The 19,795-nt window shown below is 38.4% G+C and carries 19 protein-coding genes; 9 read left to right on the top strand and 10 right to left on the bottom strand.

The features are described 5' to 3' along the window. Positions 1–32 precede the first annotated feature (32 nt). Both EHQ24_RS07720 and EHQ24_RS07715 read right to left on the bottom strand, forming a co-directional pair. A complete protein-coding gene (locus EHQ24_RS07720; RefSeq protein ID WP_135601090.1) occupies positions 33–1,793 on the bottom strand; it encodes an LruC domain-containing protein in 1,761 nt (586 codons plus the stop codon). 172 nt (positions 1,794–1,965) lie between these two features. Further along, positions 1,966–2,697 carry a ubiquinone/menaquinone biosynthesis methyltransferase gene (locus tag EHQ24_RS07715; RefSeq protein WP_135601089.1) on the bottom strand — a complete coding sequence of 244 codons (732 nt, stop codon included), beginning with the start codon at positions 2,695–2,697 and terminating at the stop codon, positions 1,966–1,968. Positions 2,698–2,713: 16 nt separating this feature from the next. Here EHQ24_RS07715 and EHQ24_RS07710 point away from each other — a divergent pair, with 16 nt between their 5' ends. Both EHQ24_RS07710 and EHQ24_RS07705 read left to right on the top strand, forming a co-directional pair. Continuing rightward, positions 2,714–3,178: a MotA/TolQ/ExbB proton channel family protein gene (locus tag EHQ24_RS07710; RefSeq protein WP_208725732.1), complete on the top strand. Its 465-nt coding sequence runs from the start codon at positions 2,714–2,716 to the stop codon at positions 3,176–3,178. Beyond that, complete coding sequence (locus EHQ24_RS07705; RefSeq protein WP_135601088.1) at positions 3,175–3,570, top strand: ExbD/TolR family protein; 396 nt, start codon at positions 3,175–3,177, stop codon at positions 3,568–3,570. The genes EHQ24_RS07710 and EHQ24_RS07705 overlap by 4 nt, the downstream gene beginning before the upstream one ends. Here the strand turns inward: EHQ24_RS07705 and EHQ24_RS07700 are convergent. Together EHQ24_RS07700 and EHQ24_RS07695 are read right to left on the bottom strand one after the other, a co-directional pair. Continuing rightward, entirely contained in the window at positions 3,554–5,554 is a 2,001-nt protein-coding gene (locus EHQ24_RS07700; protein ID WP_135601087.1) for a PAS domain-containing sensor histidine kinase, read from the bottom strand. The two genes, EHQ24_RS07705 and EHQ24_RS07700, sit on opposite strands and share 17 nt — an antisense overlap. Next, on the bottom strand, positions 5,551–6,684 hold the full coding sequence (locus EHQ24_RS07695; RefSeq protein WP_208725731.1) for a PP2C family protein-serine/threonine phosphatase: 1,134 nt from the start codon (positions 6,682–6,684) through the stop codon (positions 5,551–5,553). The genes EHQ24_RS07700 and EHQ24_RS07695 overlap by 4 nt, the downstream gene beginning before the upstream one ends. A gap of 76 nt (positions 6,685–6,760) precedes the next feature. Here EHQ24_RS07695 and dinB point away from each other — a divergent pair, with 76 nt between their 5' ends. Genes dinB through EHQ24_RS07680 form a run of 3 tightly spaced genes read left to right on the top strand, consistent with a single transcriptional unit; the run spans position 6,761 to position 9,355 of the window. After that, positions 6,761–7,837 (top strand): DNA polymerase IV, encoded by a 1,077-nt coding sequence (gene dinB / locus EHQ24_RS07690; protein ID WP_135601085.1) that lies wholly within the window; start codon positions 6,761–6,763, stop codon positions 7,835–7,837. A gap of 3 nt (positions 7,838–7,840) precedes the next feature. Then, complete coding sequence (locus EHQ24_RS07685) at positions 7,841–8,542, top strand: alpha/beta hydrolase (RefSeq protein WP_135601084.1); 702 nt, start codon at positions 7,841–7,843, stop codon at positions 8,540–8,542. A 54-nt stretch (positions 8,543–8,596) separates the two neighbouring features. Beyond that, positions 8,597–9,355, top strand: a complete 759-nt coding sequence (locus tag EHQ24_RS07680) for a DUF547 domain-containing protein (RefSeq protein WP_135601083.1) — start codon at positions 8,597–8,599, stop codon at positions 9,353–9,355. A gap of 92 nt (positions 9,356–9,447) precedes the next feature. Here EHQ24_RS07680 and EHQ24_RS07675 read toward each other — a convergent pair whose 3' ends face one another. From EHQ24_RS07675 to EHQ24_RS07665, 3 genes are all read right to left on the bottom strand, one after another. Next, the gene (locus tag EHQ24_RS07675; protein ID WP_135601082.1) at positions 9,448–9,861 is read right to left on the bottom strand and encodes an OsmC family protein; all 414 of its coding nucleotides are present in this window, start codon (positions 9,859–9,861) and stop codon (positions 9,448–9,450) included. Positions 9,862–9,904: 43 nt separating this feature from the next. After that, complete coding sequence (locus EHQ24_RS07670; RefSeq protein WP_135601081.1) at positions 9,905–10,540, bottom strand: peroxiredoxin; 636 nt, start codon at positions 10,538–10,540, stop codon at positions 9,905–9,907. A 117-nt stretch (positions 10,541–10,657) separates the two neighbouring features. Further along, on the bottom strand, positions 10,658–13,429 hold the full coding sequence (locus EHQ24_RS07665) for an adenylate/guanylate cyclase domain-containing protein (RefSeq protein WP_135601080.1): 2,772 nt from the start codon (positions 13,427–13,429) through the stop codon (positions 10,658–10,660). A 174-nt stretch (positions 13,430–13,603) separates the two neighbouring features. Between EHQ24_RS07665 and sthA the strand changes: the two genes are divergently transcribed. The 4 genes from sthA to EHQ24_RS07645 all read left to right on the top strand — a co-directional run bounded on the left by sthA (position 13,604) and on the right by EHQ24_RS07645 (position 17,307). Continuing rightward, positions 13,604–15,007 (top strand): Si-specific NAD(P)(+) transhydrogenase, encoded by a 1,404-nt coding sequence (gene sthA, locus EHQ24_RS07660; protein ID WP_135601079.1) that lies wholly within the window; start codon positions 13,604–13,606, stop codon positions 15,005–15,007. Between the two features lie 125 nt (positions 15,008–15,132). Further along, a complete protein-coding gene (locus EHQ24_RS07655) occupies positions 15,133–15,630 on the top strand; it encodes an RNA polymerase sigma factor (RefSeq protein ID WP_135601078.1) in 498 nt (165 codons plus the stop codon). Positions 15,631–15,634: 4 nt separating this feature from the next. Next, the gene (locus EHQ24_RS07650) at positions 15,635–16,681 is read left to right on the top strand and encodes a FecR domain-containing protein (protein ID WP_135601077.1); all 1,047 of its coding nucleotides are present in this window, start codon (positions 15,635–15,637) and stop codon (positions 16,679–16,681) included. An 80-nt stretch (positions 16,682–16,761) separates the two neighbouring features. Continuing rightward, positions 16,762–17,307 (top strand): hypothetical protein, encoded by a 546-nt coding sequence (locus tag EHQ24_RS07645; protein ID WP_135601076.1) that lies wholly within the window; start codon positions 16,762–16,764, stop codon positions 17,305–17,307. A gap of 1,532 nt (positions 17,308–18,839) precedes the next feature. Here the strand turns inward: EHQ24_RS07645 and EHQ24_RS07640 are convergent. From EHQ24_RS07640 to EHQ24_RS07630, 3 genes are all read right to left on the bottom strand, one after another. Next, entirely contained in the window at positions 18,840–19,016 is a 177-nt protein-coding gene (locus EHQ24_RS07640; protein WP_244310336.1) for a DUF1554 domain-containing protein, read from the bottom strand. Between the two features lie 130 nt (positions 19,017–19,146). After that, positions 19,147–19,425, bottom strand: a complete 279-nt coding sequence (locus EHQ24_RS07635) for a hypothetical protein (RefSeq protein ID WP_135601074.1) — start codon at positions 19,423–19,425, stop codon at positions 19,147–19,149. Positions 19,426–19,493: 68 nt separating this feature from the next. Then, complete coding sequence (locus EHQ24_RS07630; protein ID WP_244310335.1) at positions 19,494–19,766, bottom strand: hypothetical protein; 273 nt, start codon at positions 19,764–19,766, stop codon at positions 19,494–19,496. Positions 19,767–19,795 lie beyond the last annotated feature (29 nt).

Below are 19,795 nucleotides of genomic sequence, written 5' to 3'. Positions count from 1 at the left end.
GAAGGATTTCTTTTAAGGTAGGTTATCTAATTTTAAGCGGCTTGTTGTTTTCCAAATCGTTTTTTCATTAAGAACCCAAGAGCGGCTCCTACGACGATCAAACTTGCCGATACTTCCCAAGCATTTTTCTGAACAGCTTTGATGAGGTAGGCAGAAAAACCATTGTCAATATAAAAGTCGCTGACTCGAACCACATAAGATGGCCGTGTTGCAGTAGGGATTTGGTCTACTTGTGAATACCAGTCTTTATGAAGGACTCCATTTGAAGTTACCCAATCGTTAAAGAAGATATAACCAGAGGTAGACGACTTACGAATGTCAGCACCTTCTGTTGGGTGATTAAAAATACCAGGAACAATGATGGCCCAAGGAAATCCTTTGCTATCGAGGAAAGAGTCTTTACCGGCATTGTTTGTGAAGTAACCAGGACGATAGATTTGTCGGAACACTCCATCTGTTTTTTGGTTGATGGCAAGGAAATAATTCAAATGCCCACCAACTAGGTTTTTGGTTTGGTTCAAATCCACTGGTTCTTCAAATGTAATGGTTACATTGGCAGTCACACCGCGAACAAAGTCGTTGATTGTGAATGTAGTTCCTGCACTTGGAGCATTTTTACTTCCAAACAATGTTTTATCAGAACTTGGAAGGATGAGAACTCCACGTTTGAGTTGTGCAGATGTTAAAGTTCCACCAGTACAATCTCCTGTAGTGTTTGCAGTGTATTTAGGAGCAGCAGCACATCCATTCCATGGATTTCCACTTCCGTTTACATAACTCACTTGGACGGTTGCATTGGTTGGAACATTCAATGAAAGTCTAAGTTCATGATTGTAACCTGCACCTTTCGCAACATGAGTGTAAGTTCCACGAATCACCTTTACTTTGTTTGCTGGTGTTTTGTCCATCTCAGTAGTAAATACTGTAGAGTGGTCGTTTAAGTCGGCATCACCTGCTGACGGAAACATGTCTTCGAATGCAATTGTGTATCTACCAGAACGTGCTGTTGTCGCAAGACTTGGATCTTCTGGGAATTCGTCATAAATATTGGCAATTCCATCGCAATCAGTATCAACGGCTTGCACACAACCATTCACAGGTTGGAAGTTTGTTGTGTCTACAGTGACAACAGGAGCCACAACAACAGTACCTGAACCGTTAGGAGCAGGTTGTTGGACAGGTGCTGTTCCATTGAGTTCCACTACTTCGCCAGTAGTCGGATTCACACCAATCACACTGATTTCTACAGTGGTTACTGTTGGAGGAACACTAATGGGAATGGTTACCGATCCGTTAGAATCAGTGGTTCCTACACCAACCACATTGGGTTGTCCCGTAGTTGTTGTTTCAGTCACAGTGACTGGTGCGTTTGCGATTGGGCCTGATTCATTTCCAACCACAACAGTGACAGGAACGGTCACATTGGTTTCAAAATTAAAATTTCCGCCATTGGTTTGGTCAACGACAACCACTGTAGTTTCATTCACAACGGTAGTTGGCGTGGGAGCCGGAGTGGTGACAACCGGTGCCGGAGTTTGCTCTGGAGTTGTTGTTTGGTCTCCACTTGTGGCACCATCTGTGGGTGTGGTTTCCGCAGGAGCAGTGATTTGGCTTGTGTCGGTGGTTTCGAGTCCCACTACAGTAAAGGCGCCGTCTCCTTTACCAGTCTCTGGTGTGGATTGTGCGGTTCCGTCACCGAGTCCCAAAAATGGGAGAAGTAATAAACCCTTCTTTTTATTGGAACAATCCAATAAAACAAGGGGAATTGTTAAAAGAACTAACCATCGTTTCATTTCTAGATATCCTACCTGTATAGGGAATTAAACGACAAATCCTAAAAAAAAGCAACGGAGATTTACAAAAAATTAGGGAAATCCATGGGATTTTTGGGGGGATGTACGAACAGGGATCAAAAAAAATGAACAAAATGCCCGAATTATCAGACATAAAGTCATTTTTTATATTTTAGTCTGCTTTTTTGGCTACGTGGGCCACGGCATTTCCAAAAACAAAGTTTTGAAACCGTACATTTTGAAACCCCACTTCTTTTAAGATTTCTGCCAAAGTCTCTTGGTCTGGGTAGGCTTTGGATGAGTGAGGAAGGTAATCAAACATCTCATTTTCCTTCCCATAGAGCAAATACCCAAAGATAGGAACTATTTTGAAAAAATAAAAATCAGCAAAGTATTTCAAAAATTTAGGTCGGACACGCCCCACATCCAAATTGACAAATACACCACCTTTCTTTAACACTCGTTTGATTTCATGTAGACATTTTTTGAGATCAGAAACGTTGCGCAGTCCAAATCCCATTGTCACAAGATCAAAACTACCATCGGCAAATTGACTCAAATTCATGGCATCACCCAGAAGGAGATCCACTCTGGGGTCTTTTGGAATTTTGTGGAAGGCAAAAGACAACATCTTCTCCGAAAAGTCAAGACCAACCACTTTTTCTAAACTTGGATCCTTGGAAAGCCGTAGTGTGATGTCTCCAGTCCCACAACAGAGATCCAGGGCTGATTTGGCCAAAGGAACATTCTTTTTGGCCTCTCGCACTACCCAATCCTTCCAAACACGGTGGAGAAAAAAACTATTCCAGTCGTTGAACCTGTCATAAGCTTTCGCGATTCCATCAAAATTGGTTCTTACATATTCCGGTTTCTTTTCTTGGGATGGGAGTTGGTATTGGTTCATAGAGGTCGATACATCCATGAATTGGACATTTTCAATTCCCGCAATTTTGATTTTTATTCTTCTTTTTTGTTTTTCACTGACTTCCTTCTATTTTTTCTTTCGAATCGTTCTCGGACTTAAAAAATTAGAAGGGAAACAATTCCGGTCGGAAATTTTTCCCAAAGAACCAACAGAGACAGAATTGGAATTATTCTTTTCGCCACTGGAAAGAACCATCCAATGGCTGCCTACACTCGCATCTCTTGCCATGCTTCTCGGATTACTCGGAACTGTGATTGGAATCAATTCTGCCTTTGGCGCGATGGAAACCCAAGGGAAGGTTAGTTTGGAAGTGCTTGCTGGTGGAATCAAAGATGCACTGAACACAACCATTGCCGGATTACTCGTTGCCATCCCTTCTTTATACTTTCATCGATTTGCAGAAAACAAAATTCGTTATATATCCGAACTTTTAGTCAAAGATTTTTCGAATCCACAATGAAACTACGTAAGTCCACTTCTAATTCTACCATTGACATTAGTAGTTTAATCGATGTACTTTTTATTCTTCTCATCTTTTTGATGTTAGCCGTCAGGTTTACGGAAACAACTTCTACTTTACAGCTCGACCTACCCAAAACTAAAACGGAATCCATTGGAGAGGAATCACCAAAATTCAAAATCCAAATAAATCATTCAGGAATTATTTATATAGATGGAAAGGAAACGAAAGTAGAAACTTTAACAAACGTAATTCCAAAAAATGAAGATGGGAAGTCTAGAGTTGTTTTAGAAGTGGACCAAAAGGTGGAATTTGGAGTTTTTGTTTTGGTAACAGATTTATTAAAATCAAAAGGGTATCAAAAAATTGATATTGTCACTCAAAAGGATTAGAGTTTTGTAATAAATCGATTAAAAATTTATATTTTTTGTTTTGGACTTTTTGTTCTAGGATTTTTTTCCCTTTTTCCTCTGTTTGAATTTCCTTTAAAACTCCTGTTAGTTGTCCGAAGTTTTGAATTCGAATGAGTCTTAAAATTTCCTTTTTTAATTCAGGTGAGGAATCATTTAAAAAACTCTGCACAATTTCCGCTTCGGACTCTTCCTGTTTGTTCATTTGAAAGATTTCGTTTGTATGAATTGGTCCTAATTTTGATTTTTCTTTGAGGTTATCGGGAACAATTTGTAATTTTGTTAATGGAATTTCAAAAGAAAATTCGGAACCTACTCCTACAAAACTTTTTACGTGGATGGTTCCTCCTAAAAATTCAACTAACTGTTGGCAAATGGAAAGACCAAGTCCTGTTCCTTCTTTATAAGAACTCCCTTGTTCTGTTTGTTGGAAAGCCTCAAAAATAGAATGTAATTGATCTCCAGGAATCCCAATTCCAGAATCTTTAACAATGAATCGAACTGTATCAAAAGATTGGTCGGGGTTACTCTCAATTTTAATCTCTAAACTGACGGAACCTTGGTTTGTAAACTTTAAGGCATTCCCAAGTAAATTAACAAGGATTTGGCGAATTTTTTGTAAATCGGCTTCATAAAAAGAGGAAGATATATTTTCAGATCCAATGAGTTCGAAACTAATTGATTTTTCAGAAAAACGATAAGAAAACATAGAAAACAAAGTGTCCCAAAGTTGAACTAGGGAAAATGGTTCCCGCGTTTCTGTCATCTTACCTGCTTCAATTTTTGCCAAATCCAGAATATCATTGATCATCCCAAGTAAATGTACGCCGTTATCATAAAGGGAATTGACATATCCTTTTAAGTGATTTGGCAGGTTTGGGTCTTTGTCTAAAATTTGGGAAAACCCAATCACCGCATGGAGGGGAGTTCGTAGTTCATGTGTGATTTTTGAGAAAAATACAGATTTGGAACGGTTTGCCTTAATGGCAGCCTCCACTGCTTTTTGGAGTCTTTTGTTTTGTAATTGGATTTTTTGTGAGTAGTCGTTTAACTTATCTTCTGCGATTTTACGGTCTGTGATATCAAAAACCGTAGATTTGCTAATGATAAAATTCCCATTTTTGTCGAAAGTAGAAGTAGAGTTTAAACTAATAAAAAAAGTAGATTTGTCTTTTCTGACAAATTCTAATTCAACACCGGTTAAATTTTCGTTAGGAAAAGAATTTGTGATGAGTCGATATTTGTCTTGGCTACTTTCTGTCATTAAATCATTAAATTTAAAATTCCCAACAACTTCCTCTCTGGTATAACCTAGCCAGTCTAGTTCTGTATCGTTAATGGAAACAATGATATTATTGTTGTCGAGTGAATGGTAACCACAGGGAGCATTGTTATAAAGATCCAAAATCCTCTCATAGGATTTCATCAAATTTTCTTCGGCAATTTTTCGATTGGTGATGTCGTTCCCAATAGATAATACTTCATACGGATACCCAAATTCATTTTTTAAAATTCGGTTGGACCAAGTAACCGTCCTTTTATCACTTTCTCCAATAAAAACTTCGTATTCTTGGCGGATGTTTTGTTCAGGTTTATGAAAGATATTCCATAGTTGAGATTTTACTTCATTCGATTTTTCTAATGGAATTTGGAATAGATCTAATACCACATCTTTGCCTTCCGCTAAGTCTTTTGTGGTTTGAAAAAATTCTTCAGCATAAGGATTGATGGAGTGAATTTTAAAATCAGGACTCCAACGAATGATGATGGAATTTGCAGTATCGTAGATATCTTGGTATTGTTTTTCTTTTTCTCTGATGGTACGTTCAATTTCTTCAGAGTTGTTTAGATTTTTTCTAAAAAGAATCAACCGAAGTTTTTTTTCCCTTTTGTAGGAAAAATAAAAATAGTATGTTGTCAGTAAAAATACAAAGGCAGCGAAAAAGAAAACAATTCCGGTGATCATTTGATTTCCAAGAGTAACATTGTCATGTCATCGGCAACCTTCCCACCAGAAAAAATCAAAACTTCCTTTTGAACTGATTCCAAAAATTCTTCGGAAGGAAGATGAATCCTGGATTCAATCATTGCCTGAAATTTTTGATCACCTAAATATTCTTCTTTTTCATTTGGTACTTCAAACATCCCATCAGAAAATAAAAACAAACGGTCACCTGCTTTTAAAAAGATATCTTCGTTATCTGTATTGAGTTGGTCAGGAAACATCATTAGACAAAAACCTTTGGTCCCTAATTTGATGATGTTTGTATCACGGAGTAGAAACATATTATGGTGTCCTGCCATAGAATAAGAAAGTAAGTTTTCTTCCGCTTTGTATCTCAAATAAATGGCACTAATGAAATGAGTGCTAATCAGTGGTGTGAGAGTGTTATGAATCCAAAACAAACTTTCACTCGGTGACAAAAATGATTTGTCCATCGTTTTGAAAGTGATGATGGCCATAAGAGAAACCATTGCCGCTGCAATTCCATGGCCCGTCACATCTCCAAACAAAATATCTAAATCACCTGAAGGTAACAGATCGTAGGTAATCAGATCACCACCCACAAGTTCCATAGGTTTGTAAGAAGTATAAATTTGATAGAGAGGCGAAGGTGGAAATTGGAATGTAACTAAATTTTCTTGGTTGGATTTTGCAAGTTCCAAATCCTTTTGGATGGATTGCAAAAGATCTATTCTTTCTTTTTCTAAGGTTTTGATTTTGATATGAGTTCTGATTCTTGCAAGGATTTCTGATTCCTGAAAGGGTTTGGTAATATAATCCACAGCTCCTGTTTCCAAACCTTTGACAATATCACTGGTTTCGTTGAGCGCTGATAAAAAAAGTATGGGAGTGTTTTTGGATCTATCCATAACAAGCAGTTGTTTTGCGACGTCAAGTCCACTGAGACCCGGTAATAGGATATCTAATAAAATTAAATCAAAATCTAATGCTTCTGCGAGTTCTAAAGCATATTCACCATCATAGGCAACTGCCACTTCATACCCTTGGCCCAGTAAAATATGAGTGATAATTTCAATATTGGTTTCGTTATCATCAACAACCAAAATTTTTGCTGCTTGTTTTGTTTGCACAATTCATGAAGGATTGAGAGTAAAAAACATTTGGCAAGAGATTTTTGGTATAGTTTGATTCTAAGAGACAAGAGAAATGAAAAAGATCATCCATATTGATATGGACGCATTTTATGCATCTGTGGAACAGAGAGACTTCCCAGAAATGCGCGGAAAACCAGTAGTTGTTGGTGGATCTCCGCATTCAAGGGGAGTGGTTTGTGCCGCAAGTTACGAAGCTAGAAAATTTGGAGTCCGTTCTGCCATTCCTTGTTTCCAAGCCTTTAAACTTTGTCCTGAAGCCATTTTCACTCCACCCCGATTTGAAGTTTATAAATCGATCTCACGAGAAATTCGTTCTATTTTCTTAGAGTATACAGATTTGGTGGAACCTTTGTCACTTGATGAAGCATATTTGGATGTAACTTCGAATAAATTAGAAATTCCATTAGCAAGCACTATCGCCAAAGAAATTAGAAAAAAAATCTTTGAGAACACAGGGCTCACTTGTTCTGCAGGAGTGGCTCAAAATAAATTTTTAGCAAAAATGGCCTCCGAAAAAAATAAACCTAACGGACTTTATGTGGTTCTTCCAGGTGAAGAGGAAAAATTTTTAAACGATATCCCTTTATATAACTTCCATGGAATTGGGAAAAAAACATATGAACGTTTATCCCAATTAGGATTTACTAAGGGATCGGATCTCCGAAAGGCAGAGGAGTCCTATCTTGTCAGAGAGTTTGGAAAAATGGGAGCTGTGTTTTACCGCATGGCACGGGGAGTGGATGACAGGGAGGTTATCCCTTTTCGTGATCCCAAATCCATTGGAGTGGAAACAACCTTTTCTCACGACTCAGAAGATTTTGCTTATTTACTGCTCACTTTAGAAAACTTATCCAAGGAATTAGAAATGCGGATGGGTCGTAAAAATAAACAAGGAAAAACACTGACCTTAAAAATCAAATTTGAAGATTTTACAGTAAAACAAAAATCTATTTCTTCCGATTCTGTTTTCTACTTGGCAGACAACCTTTTCCAACAATCCTCGAACCTATTGGCCACAGTATGGAAAGAAAATATCGAACCATCTCGAAAAATCCGACTTCTCGGGATTTCTGTGACCAACTTTTCTACAGATACAATCAGTAAGGACCAACCTTCACTCTTCGGTTAAACTATGTTAGATAATGAAAATGATTTAGAATCCCTCGGACCATTAAAGGTACTTCGAGTCAAAGGAGACCCTGACGCACCAACAGTTGTTTTGTTTCATGGTTATGGAGCAAGCGCTTTTGATTTATATCCAATTCACGAAGTTTTAGTCACGGACCAAAAATTCAATTGGGTTTTTCCACATGGGCATTTGAGTGTGCCACTGATGCCAGGTTATTCCGGTCGTGCTTGGTTCCCGATTGATATGGCAGCCTTGGAAGAAGCAATCCGCAAAAATGATTTTAGAAATTTCGCTGATAAAGATCCAGAAGGTATGGATGTTGCTAGACAAGCCGCTTATTTGATGTTAGATGCAATTGGTGTTCCTTGGAACCAACTCATTTTAGGTGGATTTTCTCAAGGTGCCATGCTTGCGACAGACCTCACTCTCCGAAAGGAAGAACTATCTAAAGGCCTTATGATTCTTTCTGGTGCTTTAGTGAATGAATCGTTATGGAAAGAATTGGCTCCCAAAAAATCAGTTTTACGATTTTTTCAATCACATGGGGAATTTGATCCTATACTTGGTTATGCGAACGCTAAAAAACTCGAAAAGTTACTTCGTAATTCAGGACTACTCGGTGAATTTATAGCTTTTAACGGTGGTCATGAAATCCCAGCTCCAGTCATCCAAGGTGTCAGTCGTTATTTGAATAGTTTATCGTAAATTTTTATCAGATAGAATCCAATTTGGATCTGTCTAATCAAACGGGTGGTTGTGATGAAACAGTTTTTTCTTGTTTTCCTTTGTGTTGGTTTATGGCAAGGGGCTTCTGCCCAAGGATTCGATCATAAACATAGTATTTGGGACTCGATTCTTAAAAAAAATGTAAAAAACGGACTCGTTTCTTACAAAGGGATTCAGTCGGAAGAAGGTTCCTTCAAACTATATTTAGAATCTCTTTCGAAGGTGACTGAGGCTCAATACCAAGGTTTTAACGAAAAAGAAAAAATTAGTTTTTTAATCAACGCTTACAATGCCTTCACAGTAAAACTCATTTTGGATCATTATCCAATTGAGAGTATTACGGAAATTGGATCTCCATTTTCTAAAATTAATTTAGCCCGGGGCATCCCTTGGAAAAAAGAATTTTATACACTACTTGGAAAATCCAGACATCTTGATTGGATTGAACATGAAAAGTTAAGAAAGGATTTTAATGAACCAAGAATCCATTTTGCGATTGTTTGTGCTTCGATTGGATGTCCTAACTTGGCTTCGGAAGCATACACAGCTGTTAATTTAGAAAAACAACTCCAATCCGCCAAACTCGGATTCTTAAAAAATCCAAAAAAGAATTCTTACGATAAAACAACGAACACTTTGTACTTAAGTAAAATTTTTAATTGGTTCCAAACAGATTTTACCAAAAAAACCACTCTCATTCAGTTTTTGCAAGATGGGTTTGATGAAACTATCAAACCAGATGCAAAAATTGTGTATAATGAATACAGCTGGGACTTAAACGAATTAAAATAGAAAATTGATACAAAGTAGGGAAGTTTGATTTTTCCTACTTTGGTGATTTTAAAATAGAACGGGCAAATGTTTTTTCTTTCATTTGCGAATGATTAAACTAACTCAAATTCGTAAGTGATTTTTGCAGTTTTTTCAAGTGTTTTGGCAACAGAACAATATTTTTCTAAACTTAGATCAATCGCACGTTTTACTTGTTCTTCTTTAAAATCACCAGCGACTTTGAATTTCAAATGGATGTTTTTAAAAAGATTGGCTTCTTCTACTTTTTCTCTATCGGCATCTACTTCTACAGAATAGTCTTTCACTTCGATTCTATGTTTAGCTAAAATCATTAGAACATCAATGCTACTGCATCCAGCAAGTCCCATAATCAAAAGTTCCATGGGTCTCGGACCAGAATTTTTTCCACCAATTTCAGGGGAGGCATCGATACGAATGGAATTACCAGATTCGTTGGTTGCTTCTAAAACATAAGGAGATTCAATTCGACTCAGTTTGATATTCATAAGTATAAAATAGGCGGGTGCGAGAACCCGCCAAGTTTAAAAATTACTTATTCGGTTGTGGAGTGTAACGTAAATAAGGTTTGATGGTTTTAAATCCCTTAGGGAATTTTTTCTTAGCATCTTCATCAGAAACAGAAGGAACGATGATTGTATCTTCGCCGTCTTTCCAGTTCGCAGGAGTAGCAACGCTAAACTGAGAAGTGAGTTGTAAAGAATCAATCACACGTAAAAGTTCGTCAAAGTTTCTTCCAGTGGACGCAGGGTAAGTAAGAGTTAACTTCACTTTTTTGTCAGGTCCGACAACAAATACAGAACGAACAGTAGTGGTTTCACTTGCGTTCGGGTGGATCATATCATAAAGATTTGATACCTTACGATCCGCATCTGCAATGATTGGATAATTGACAGTTGTTCCTTGTGTTTCGTTGATATCAGAGATCCAACCTTTATGGCTGTCCACAGGGTCAACAGAAAGTGCGATCACTTTCACATTTCGTTTTTCGAACTCTGGTTTGATTTTTGCTACATATCCGAGTTCTGTTGTACAAACTGGAGTGTAGTCTTTCGGGTGAGAAAATAGAATCCCCCATCCTTGTCCTAAAAATTCATGAAAGTCAATTTTGCCTTCAGAGGTTTCCGCTTGGAAATTCGGTGCTTCGTCGCCTAAACGTAGTGCCATGGTTTGTCTCCTGTAAGATCAGTTATTCCAATCCTAAAAATCTTGTCCAAAAAGGCAAGAATTTGTTATACTTTATTGGATGAAATTTCCATTTTATTGAAATATTTCACAGATTTCCTACTTTTTCGTCCTGGTAAAGGCCCCATCCCAGTCCGGATCTGGTGGCGTTTCGAGGTAGTACTGGCATCTTTCCCAAAGGAGTTTGCAGGCTTCATCACCGTTTGTGGTGAGAAGAGTGTAGAATTTTTTACCCGCTTCCTCAAACTTGCGGTTCAAATACGAAAAAAGGGCGGATTCATAGGCTTCCACAAATTGATGGTCTTCTTCTGTTTCTTCTCCTTTTTTCGCACGAACTTCGTAAAGAGTGACTGGTTTTGTTTTTCCTTTCACTCGCACAATGTCTAGTTTCCTTGTGAAAAAATGATCTTTGATTTCATCCTGAACAAACTCAGAAACCAAAATACAAACTCCATAATCTTTTCCAGCGGCTTCGAGTCTTGCGGCCAAGTTGACAGTATCACCCATCATGGTGTATGATGCCAATGCATCGGTTCCCATAAATCCCACTTTCGCATAACCCATATTAAGCCCTATTCGGAACTTCATCGTATGCGCTTCTGGAATGTATTTATTTTCTTCTTTCCATTCTTTTTTTAAAACTTCTAGTTTATCTCGCATTTCTACACTTGCAGAAACTGCTTTTAAACAGTGGTTTTCTACATCGAGTGGGGCATTAAAAACGCCGACAATCGCATCTCCAATGTATTTATCCAAAACACCATCATGGTGTTTGAGGATGATGGTCATGGCTGATAGGTATTCGTTTAATAAATTTGCGAGTTCTTTTGAATTTAATTTCTCGGAGATGGCACTAAAACCTGCGATATCGGAAAAAAAAGCAGTGATGACCTTTTCGCTTCCTTGTTTTAGTTTTTCTAAATCTTTAAGAGCTTCTCCCACCACCACAGGGTCCACCATACTTCCAAGAACACCGCGCATTTTTTCACGATCTTTTAATCCCGACACCATCTGGTTGAGTGCTACCGTGAGATTTCCAAATTCATCATTACCACCATCATCAAAATGAACATGGAGATTTCCTTGGCCCACATCTTCGGCACTCCGAATGATCTTACGAATTTTTTGAACCACCACACCAGAGATAAAAATCGCAAATACAATTGCCACAAGACAGATCGTAATGGCAGTAAATACAATTTGATTTCGATTGTCTTTGATCGCCCGAATCCCGTCCGTTCTATCGACTAGAGTACGAATCAGTCCAGAAAAGTTATCACGTAAAACTAAGTTCGGAACATTCTCTGATTCCAAAAGATGAGTTCCGTCTAACTTCCACATGATCTCTTCGGATTCGCTTCGAGAATGACCAAAACTTCCATCGGGGAAAAGTTTTTTTAATTCTTTTGTAGGAGTTTCTTGTTCGGCAGAACTTATCCATTTACGAATGGCCCGCCAACGATTTCTTTGGGTTTCTCTGGCATCTGGATCTTGGTAATAACGTTCGTATTCGGTGGGATCTGTTTTGAATTTCATCAAAATCCAATCTTCTAAAGTTACATCTCGCAAACTTCGTAAAGCCTCAATTTTTTCCCAGTTTTCGGCCGCAATTGGATAGTTTGTGGTTACTTCATCAAAAATTTTATCTCTCTCATCAATGAGTTCGTTATAAGATTTATAAAAACTAGTGAACAGTTTGTCCTTTGCCGGTGGGATTGGCGGTTTGGCATTTTTTAAAGTTTGAATCCGTTCTCGTAGTTTTGGGATGAGTAGGTTTAGTTCATTTGTGATCCGAAAATCTTCCTTAATGACCTCTCTATAATCTCCTAAACTAGATTTAACGCTACTTAGGTTAAATGCTCTTTTTGTAGAATTCTGATGGCGGAAAAGGGGAGAGTGGAGTGCTTGGATTTCTCTATCTTGCCATTCGTAAACGTATTGTTTTTCATTTTCATCTAAAGAGGAAATATCATCCGAAAGACGTTGGAAAGATTCCACGAGACTTTCTTCCATCTGATCAAACTGATCAATTTTTGCTAAAGGGGAAGTATTGTCTATGATTTGTGTATCAAAGGAAGCAAGAGAGGTTTCTCCTTGGATCATTGCCGAAAGGGGGAAGGTTTGGATTCGGAAGAGTTGTGTATCAAGACCCAGTTCTTCCAGTTTTCTTTTTTTTGAATCCGCATAGAACTTAGCAATGAAAAGATCCAATTGTGATTTATGATTTCGAATTTCTTTTTTTAAATTTTTAACATTGGTGTCCCATTTGGTTTTTTCTTCTGGGTCTTCCGGAGGAGTTTGTTTTTGGGCTTCTAAATATTTTTCTTCGTTCCGAACATAAGAAGAGGCAAGGTGAACGAGTGTATTCCATTCTCTTTCACTGATATTTCGGTTGGATGCTTCCCGGAGTTGTTGGCGAATTTCTTTTTCTAATACATCTACATCATCTTTTGTGAGATAAACGGAAAAAAACGAATCTACTTTTTTTACTACTTTGGATGTTCCTAGAGATCCGAATAAATTGGTTTGGAATCCAAAAACAGAAACAGTTTTTTTCTGTGTGACTACTTTGGCAGTTCTATATTTTTTTAGTTCAACACGTTGCCTTTCGATCCTTGATTTAAATTCTTCAATTCGGATTAAGTTTTGCGATATATTCTCAATCTCCATAACCAAACTTGCGATGAAATTTTTGGAAACGGCTGCTTGTTTTTCATAACTTTCAGATAGGATGGCCGTTTGTTGGCGAACGGTAATGATAGAAAGCAAGAGGATGGTTAAGGCGATTAGGGTGCCTGTAAACCAAGCAAGTTTGGCTCTAATTCCTTCGGAAAGAATTTTCCAGACTAAAGTAAGTCCAGTTCGGATCATTTTCAAAAATTCCATAGGGATGGATGAAACTTGGAACTAGGAGTTTGCAAAGCAAGGTTTTTTGTATTTCATTTTGTGCTTTGTTAGGCGAAAAGGAATTAAGACGAGAGTCGTGTATGGTTCTTTCAATTTTGCTTGCTATTTTCCTATGTATCGGTATGGTTTTTGTAGCAAATGTCCATCAATCGTTTTGATTTACTCGCCATCGGGGGCGGTCCTGCCGCACAAAAAGCTGCTATCCAAGCAAGCAAAATGGGAAAAAAAGCAGCCATCATTGAAAAAGACCCATACTTGGGTGGTGGTTGTGTCCACTATGGGACCATCCCTTCCAAATCCTTACAGGAAACGAGCCGGTTTTATCGGAATTTAAAATTGTCCAAACTGCATGGACTCCAATCTCCACAAACGGCAACACTCACCTTGCAAGAGCTTATGTTTCGCGCAGACACTGTGATTGAAAAAGAAGAAGATGTCACTCGTGAACAGATGATTGAAAATAGAGTCACCACACTCACGGGTTGGGGACAAATCATTGATCCTCACCACGTAGAAGTCACAGATTCTGCGGGAAGAAAAAAAGTCTACGAAACAGAAAATATCTTAATCGCCACAGGAAGTAGCCCTCGTCGACCCGCAAACGAAAACATTCCTTTTGAAGATGGACTAGTTTATGATAGTGATGGGCTCTTTACCATGAAAAAGATGCCTACCTCTCTCGCTGTTGTGGGAGCAGGGATCATTGGTTCTGAGTATGCTACTATTTTTTCTCATATTGGAGTGCAAGTTCATCTCTTTGATTCTCAGAGCCGGATTCTTGGATTTTTGGATGAAGACGTATCCAATGAAATGACTCGGATCATGCAACAATCAGGGATATCCATCCATGTTGATTCTTCGATTACAAATTATAAAAAACTTCCCAATGAAGATGGGTATGAACTCACAACTAACAAAGGTGAGGTGGTACGTGTCCACCAAGTTCTAATCTCTCGGGGTCGATTGGGGAATGTTGACAATTTAGGCTTAGAATCTGTTGGGATCATTCCCAATGATAGAAAACAAATCTTAGTGAACGAAAACTACCAAACCAATGTTTCCAATATTTATGCTTGTGGTGACGTGATTGGATTTCCTAGTTTGGCGTCCGTGTCTATGTACCAAGGTGCCTATGTCGCAAAGCATATGTTTGGTCATCCTTCTGTTCCAGTTGATGCTGAAGAATTTCCAATTGGAATTTATACATTACCGGAAATCGCAACCATAGGACCAACAGAAGAAGCACTCAAAGCTCGAGGGGTTTCTTATGGAGTGGGTATGGCAAAGTTTGATACCATCACTCGGGCTCAAATCAGCGGGGACCAAGTAGGTCTTTTAAAAATCCTTTTTGATAAACAATCCAGACGTGTTTTGGGAGTTCATATCATTTCTGACAAGGCAACGGAACTCATTGCCCTTGGACAATGTGTGGTAAATCTCAAGGCACCCATTGAGTACTTTACCGAACACATTTTTAATTACCCTACCATGATTGGGGCTTATAAAAATGCCGCGAATGATGCCCTTTTAAGAGAAAAATAATCTTGGTTTCCATGAGAATCTGACCTATCCCGGTTGTTTACTTTTATAGAGAAGAACGGGATTTTACTTGTCAGAGACTCGGTTTTACCAACACATACAAGATTGTGTCAGACAAAGCTGTCTCTATGAGTCAAATTTATGAAAGAAGTCATAAACGTATTTATGACTTCCTCTACAAGTACACTCAAAATGCGGACACGGCGATGGATTTGATGCAAGACAGCTTCTTAAGTTTCCATAAGCACTACGGCAATGCCGGTCTCTCGGAAGAGAAGTCCGTCATGGTTTTATATACGATTGCTCGCAATTTGTCGATTAATTATGCTAAAAAGTTTTCTACCACAAGAGAGATTGTTTCTGATGAAATCGAATTTCATAGTCACAATCCCAAATTGGAAACTAAAGCAGAATATCAGGACTTAGAAGACAGGCTCTATTCTTTTCTGGTGGAGTTGTCGGAAGAGGAACGTTCTGCTTTGTTACTGAAAAATGTGGAAGGATTTCAGCTGGTGCAAATCGCTGAAGTTCTGGGTGTTTCGGTTTCTACGGCATCTCGTTTGGTCATTAGGGCCACCGAGAAGGTGTTAGCCATTGCTAAGAGAGAGAATCTGGTACCGGATTAAATCTATGAACGAATTTGATAAGCAACATACAATCGCTAAATGGGAAGAACTCTTACGGAAACCATCCAAGGTGACTGAGTCCAGAGAATTTCCCTCTTGGGAAGTTGTCTCCAAACGAAATATCCAATTCGAATACAATCCTAAGTCAGTTTCCAATTCCAATGTAGTTTCTTTTTTCCGTAAACCTTTGGGCCTTGCTATTGTGGGGGGATCGGTTCTCTCGCTTGCGGCTACACTATTTTTTGTTTTTTTACTAAATCCAAATTCCTCACAAACAAATGGATCCGATCTAGCAATTGTATCTGCCGCTAAATCTTCGAAGGAAATTAGCTCTCCTTTAAAAGTTATCGTTTCGTCGGTTAAAGGGAAGGTTTCTGTCCTTCCCCAAGGAAGTTCCCATCCAGTTCCACTCGTCAAAAGTTATCAATTGGCCTCGGGTGATGTTGTCATCACCGAAGGATCTGCACAGATTGATTTGGATTTTGAAACAGGATCCTGGATGCGAATCACACCGAATTCAGAAGTGGTTATGGACTTAATCGAAAAAACAAATGAAGCCCAATCACAAAAGTTTTCGGTTAAAAAGGGGAAGTTATTTGCCTCTGTTTCGAAACTATCGAAGGACAGCCAATTTGTTGTCCAAGCTGGCGAACATCTTACGCAAGTTAGAGGAACAGTCTTTAGTGTTCAATTTGATGGCACCACTGAGGTGGTTGCTGTGCGAGAAGGTTCGGTTGCCGTAGGAGACTTAGTCCTATCTGCAAAACAACAAACGGTTGTCAAACTAGGGGAGCCGGTGGCAGCCACTGCCTCACCGGTAAATTTGAAAGAGGAAAAGGAACTCAAAGCCTTTCAAACACAAACTGTTCTTGCTCGTGAGTCCAAATTGTACGAAGAACATGCAAGATTAGAACTTGTACGATTGGAAGATGGAACCGAATACCGAGGAGTGATCCTTGGACAATCAGAGACACATCTCCACTTCCAAGGATTGGAAGGGCTTATCGAAATCCCGATCCAAAAGATATTAGAAACAGAAAAAATCCGTTAATTTTTATAAGTTTTTGACAATTTTGTCTTTTTCTGAGAGGCTCTACCCGAAGCCCGCCTTTGGGTACCTTAAAGGATACTATGCCGCAAAATCATAAAAAGACCTTCCGATTTCACTATCTCATCGATAAAGAATTCCAGTTAAAATTTTTAGCCCATTATTCTCTTTTGTTTATCTCTGGAGTTCTAGTGACTTTAGGTTTTCTTTATTGGTTGAACCAATCTAAATACGATGGTGGCGCTGTATTTCGACTCCGCCAAGATGCACAAACTGTGTTTTGGAAAGTGGAAAATGAAGATGCAGCACCTGGCGAAGCAAAAGAGAAATTTGTACCTCGCGAAATTTACCTTCCTAACTATGACCACCAATTGAATATGTATACCATTCAATTTGATGCAGTGGTCACACTTTCCGTATTGTATTTACTTTTGATAACAGTGTTTTCTGTTTTTAAATCTCATAAAATGGCAGGCCCTGTTTTCAGTATCAAACGTTCCTTACAAAGGATGGCATCTGGCGAACCCATTGAAACCATTCGCATTCGGAAAGGTGACGAATTCCAAGAACTTGTCGAAGTGCTAAACGAAGTGATCCAAAAGCGAGTTGCCGATAGCGGAAAGAAATAAGCATAATTTAACTATGTCGCATTGCCCCCGAATGAGCCCCCGCCCTGATTGGGTGGTGGAGGTGGGCCTTGTGGGCTTTCTTTCCCAAAACCACACCTAACAGAATTTTCCCAATCTTTCAACCCAGTCTCCGGATCCCGCATTTTTTCTTCCCATTTGTTCGTGTTTTGCACCTGGATTCTTCTCTCAATCCACTTGTAAATTCTAAACTTTCTTTTTGAAGACCACCGAACCAAAGTAACTCATTGGCAGATAAGCCAAGCCCCAACTAAATCTGGGATAGTATAAACCCAAGCCGAGAAGGTAACAGCCGATTGTTGGTCACAAGCAGAATGAGTAATTACCATTTTTATTGCAAACAGCAGGAAAAAATATTATAAATTTATAAAGTAATAACAAGCGCTACATTTCAATTATTGCATCTTCATTTATTTTTTATAAAAAACATTTAAAAAGTGCACAATATTTGTGAAGCTAAATTTTTAATTTCATTGGCTATACAAATATCATAATATTAAGATAATCAAAGTTTGCTGATTATATCTTTGCCGAGTTAGACTGCGTGTAGATTTTGAAGCAATCAAATTTAAATAGTTTAAGGGTTATATGAAAATAATTAAAGTTTTGTTTGTCGTAGGTGCGTTAGTTTTGTTTCTAAATTGTGAGAAAAAAAGAAACTGCATGCGCTGAAGATGTTGTTTGTTCTTATCTGCTAGTAAATTCTACTGTGAAAGGTAATATTAACATTGCTGCTTCAACAGGAGCACTGAGTAATGCAACGAATTATACAGTCGCAGTATATACTGCTGCTAATTGTGAAGGAACGGCAGCATCCACTACCCAATTCAGTAGTACTGGGCTTCGAAACACTTATCTACCTGGGTTTCCCTCAAATACACAGTATTCTGTCAGGGCATACACTAGTAATAATAGCATATCTATTTGTTCTTCTTCATTTTCTTTTAGCATTGAAAAACAATCGGTAAACTGCCAAATCGGTACATCTACCATCACTTGTATTTAATTGTTAGGTTGTAAAAACTGGTAAGGGAAATTGAATCCATTTTCTATTGATGAATTCATTGGAAATGGGCGAAAGTTCCCTTCAAAGATAAAGTATCGGATGATAAAATGATTTAAAAGATGCGTATCATCCGATACCATTTTGCCACCGATCGTAGCGGAAATCCTTTCGCATCGCGAAAGATTGGAGCGTAGAGCGGGATCGCTTTTCGGCAAAGATGATCGATCATAGATCCAATTTGCGAGGCGCATCCATCCGGCGGCTGTTTCTTGGTAAATTATTTTGATTTGGAATACTATGAATTATGAAGCAATATGTTACTTCCCATAATTGATCTTATGTCACATTAGAAGCGGGGCTTTATTGTATAGAAAGGCACATCGGTAACACTTTAGATCACTCACATGGGTTACACATTTTTTTCGAAATGGAATCACAGAATTCCATCGTAAGTATGTTCTTTTGAAACGTTCCAGACCAAACTTACTATTTAAAGTTCTAATAATCTTTATTGTTCCACACAAACCAGTTTCCAAATGTTGTTGGTACAATTGGCTGATGCACAAGTAATACGATTGGTTCCATCGGCAACTAGTGCTTTGTAGGTGCTTGTACTGCTAGAAGAAGGTTTGTTTACGTCAGAAGCACATTGGCTATCAAGTCCGGCAATATAAGTTGCTATCATGCAATAAAAATCAGGGGAAACCCTAACGCAATATCTGAAAGTTTCGACACGCATGAGGTATGATTTTCACTACAATGATGGTTTATGGAACTACGAAATTTAAAGTTGCTACCTTGTGCCATATGTAAGTTCATTTAGTTCCGCAGGTTTTTTTCTTGATGTCTTCGCATAAATAAGAACCTACCAGTCGTTCGGCGTCACATTGGAATTTGGCTGCTGCTTTTGTGTCGGAAGAACCCGAGACACCAGAGGCAGACTCTGCGCAATAAGTATACGACTGGTACACCACAAGAGAACAAGCCAGATAATCTAAATCGGCTCTCTCGCAAGCTTCGTAAGAAGAGCTGGTTTTGGAACATTGAGATAAAAAAAGAACAGGAAAGATTATAGAAACTACAAGGGGACGCACTGTCCGTTAGACAGATGAGAGTAGGTTTTAGTTTCGGTTTTTTTACCTGATTTATGATCGATAAATACTTATCGATTTGAGTTGTATTTATGCATGATTTGGTTTCTTTCAATGTATCGAATTTTGCCAAACTTTTTTGCCTTTTTTTCAATGATTGAAAGTCCTGGATCATTGTTGAGAATCAAATGATAACTTCTGTCTCGAACAATCATTGAATCCAATTTGATGATTCCAAATTCATCAAATAGAGTCCGCAGTTCATCCGTTGTAACCCCCTCTTCCGTTGTAAAGAGATATTCGCCTTCTTTAAACATCGGTTTATCTTGCTGAATAGGTCTCATTGGTTGGTTTTGTTTTGGTTCGCCAAATA

Source organism: Leptospira noumeaensis (genome assembly GCF_004770765.1).
GTDB classification, from domain to species: domain Bacteria; phylum Spirochaetota; class Leptospiria; order Leptospirales; family Leptospiraceae; genus Leptospira_A; species Leptospira_A noumeaensis.
Note: the sequence above shows the minus strand (reverse complement) of the source record. Positions and strands in the feature narration are given on the sequence as shown.

Excerpts from the sequence above, each read along its gene's own strand:
- EHQ24_RS07720 (WP_135601090.1), bottom strand. The coding sequence starts at position 1,793 with ATGAAACGATGGTTAGTTCTTTTAACAATTCCCCTTGTTTTATTGGAT.
- EHQ24_RS07715 (WP_135601089.1), bottom strand. The coding sequence starts at position 2,697 with ATGAACCAATACCAACTCCCATCCCAAGAAAAGAAACCGGAATATGTA.
- EHQ24_RS07710 (WP_208725732.1), top strand. The coding sequence starts at position 2,714 with ATGAATTGGACATTTTCAATTCCCGCAATTTTGATTTTTATTCTTCTT.
- EHQ24_RS07705 (WP_135601088.1), top strand. The coding sequence starts at position 3,175 with ATGAAACTACGTAAGTCCACTTCTAATTCTACCATTGACATTAGTAGT.
- EHQ24_RS07700 (WP_135601087.1), bottom strand. The coding sequence starts at position 5,554 with ATGATCACCGGAATTGTTTTCTTTTTCGCTGCCTTTGTATTTTTACTG.
- dinB (WP_135601085.1), top strand. The coding sequence starts at position 6,761 with ATGAAAAAGATCATCCATATTGATATGGACGCATTTTATGCATCTGTG.
- EHQ24_RS07685 (WP_135601084.1), top strand. The coding sequence starts at position 7,841 with ATGTTAGATAATGAAAATGATTTAGAATCCCTCGGACCATTAAAGGTA.
- EHQ24_RS07680 (WP_135601083.1), top strand. The coding sequence starts at position 8,597 with ATGAAACAGTTTTTTCTTGTTTTCCTTTGTGTTGGTTTATGGCAAGGG.
- EHQ24_RS07675 (WP_135601082.1), bottom strand. The coding sequence starts at position 9,861 with ATGAATATCAAACTGAGTCGAATTGAATCTCCTTATGTTTTAGAAGCA.
- EHQ24_RS07670 (WP_135601081.1), bottom strand. The coding sequence starts at position 10,540 with ATGGCACTACGTTTAGGCGACGAAGCACCGAATTTCCAAGCGGAAACC.
- EHQ24_RS07665 (WP_135601080.1), bottom strand. The coding sequence starts at position 13,429 with ATGATCCGAACTGGACTTACTTTAGTCTGGAAAATTCTTTCCGAAGGA.
- sthA (WP_135601079.1), top strand. The coding sequence starts at position 13,604 with ATGTCCATCAATCGTTTTGATTTACTCGCCATCGGGGGCGGTCCTGCC.
- EHQ24_RS07655 (WP_135601078.1), top strand. The coding sequence starts at position 15,133 with ATGAGTCAAATTTATGAAAGAAGTCATAAACGTATTTATGACTTCCTC.
- EHQ24_RS07650 (WP_135601077.1), top strand. The coding sequence starts at position 15,635 with ATGAACGAATTTGATAAGCAACATACAATCGCTAAATGGGAAGAACTC.
- EHQ24_RS07645 (WP_135601076.1), top strand. The coding sequence starts at position 16,762 with ATGCCGCAAAATCATAAAAAGACCTTCCGATTTCACTATCTCATCGAT.
- EHQ24_RS07640 (WP_244310336.1), bottom strand. The coding sequence starts at position 19,016 with ATGATAGCAACTTATATTGCCGGACTTGATAGCCAATGTGCTTCTGAC.
- EHQ24_RS07630 (WP_244310335.1), bottom strand. The coding sequence starts at position 19,766 with ATGAGACCTATTCAGCAAGATAAACCGATGTTTAAAGAAGGCGAATAT.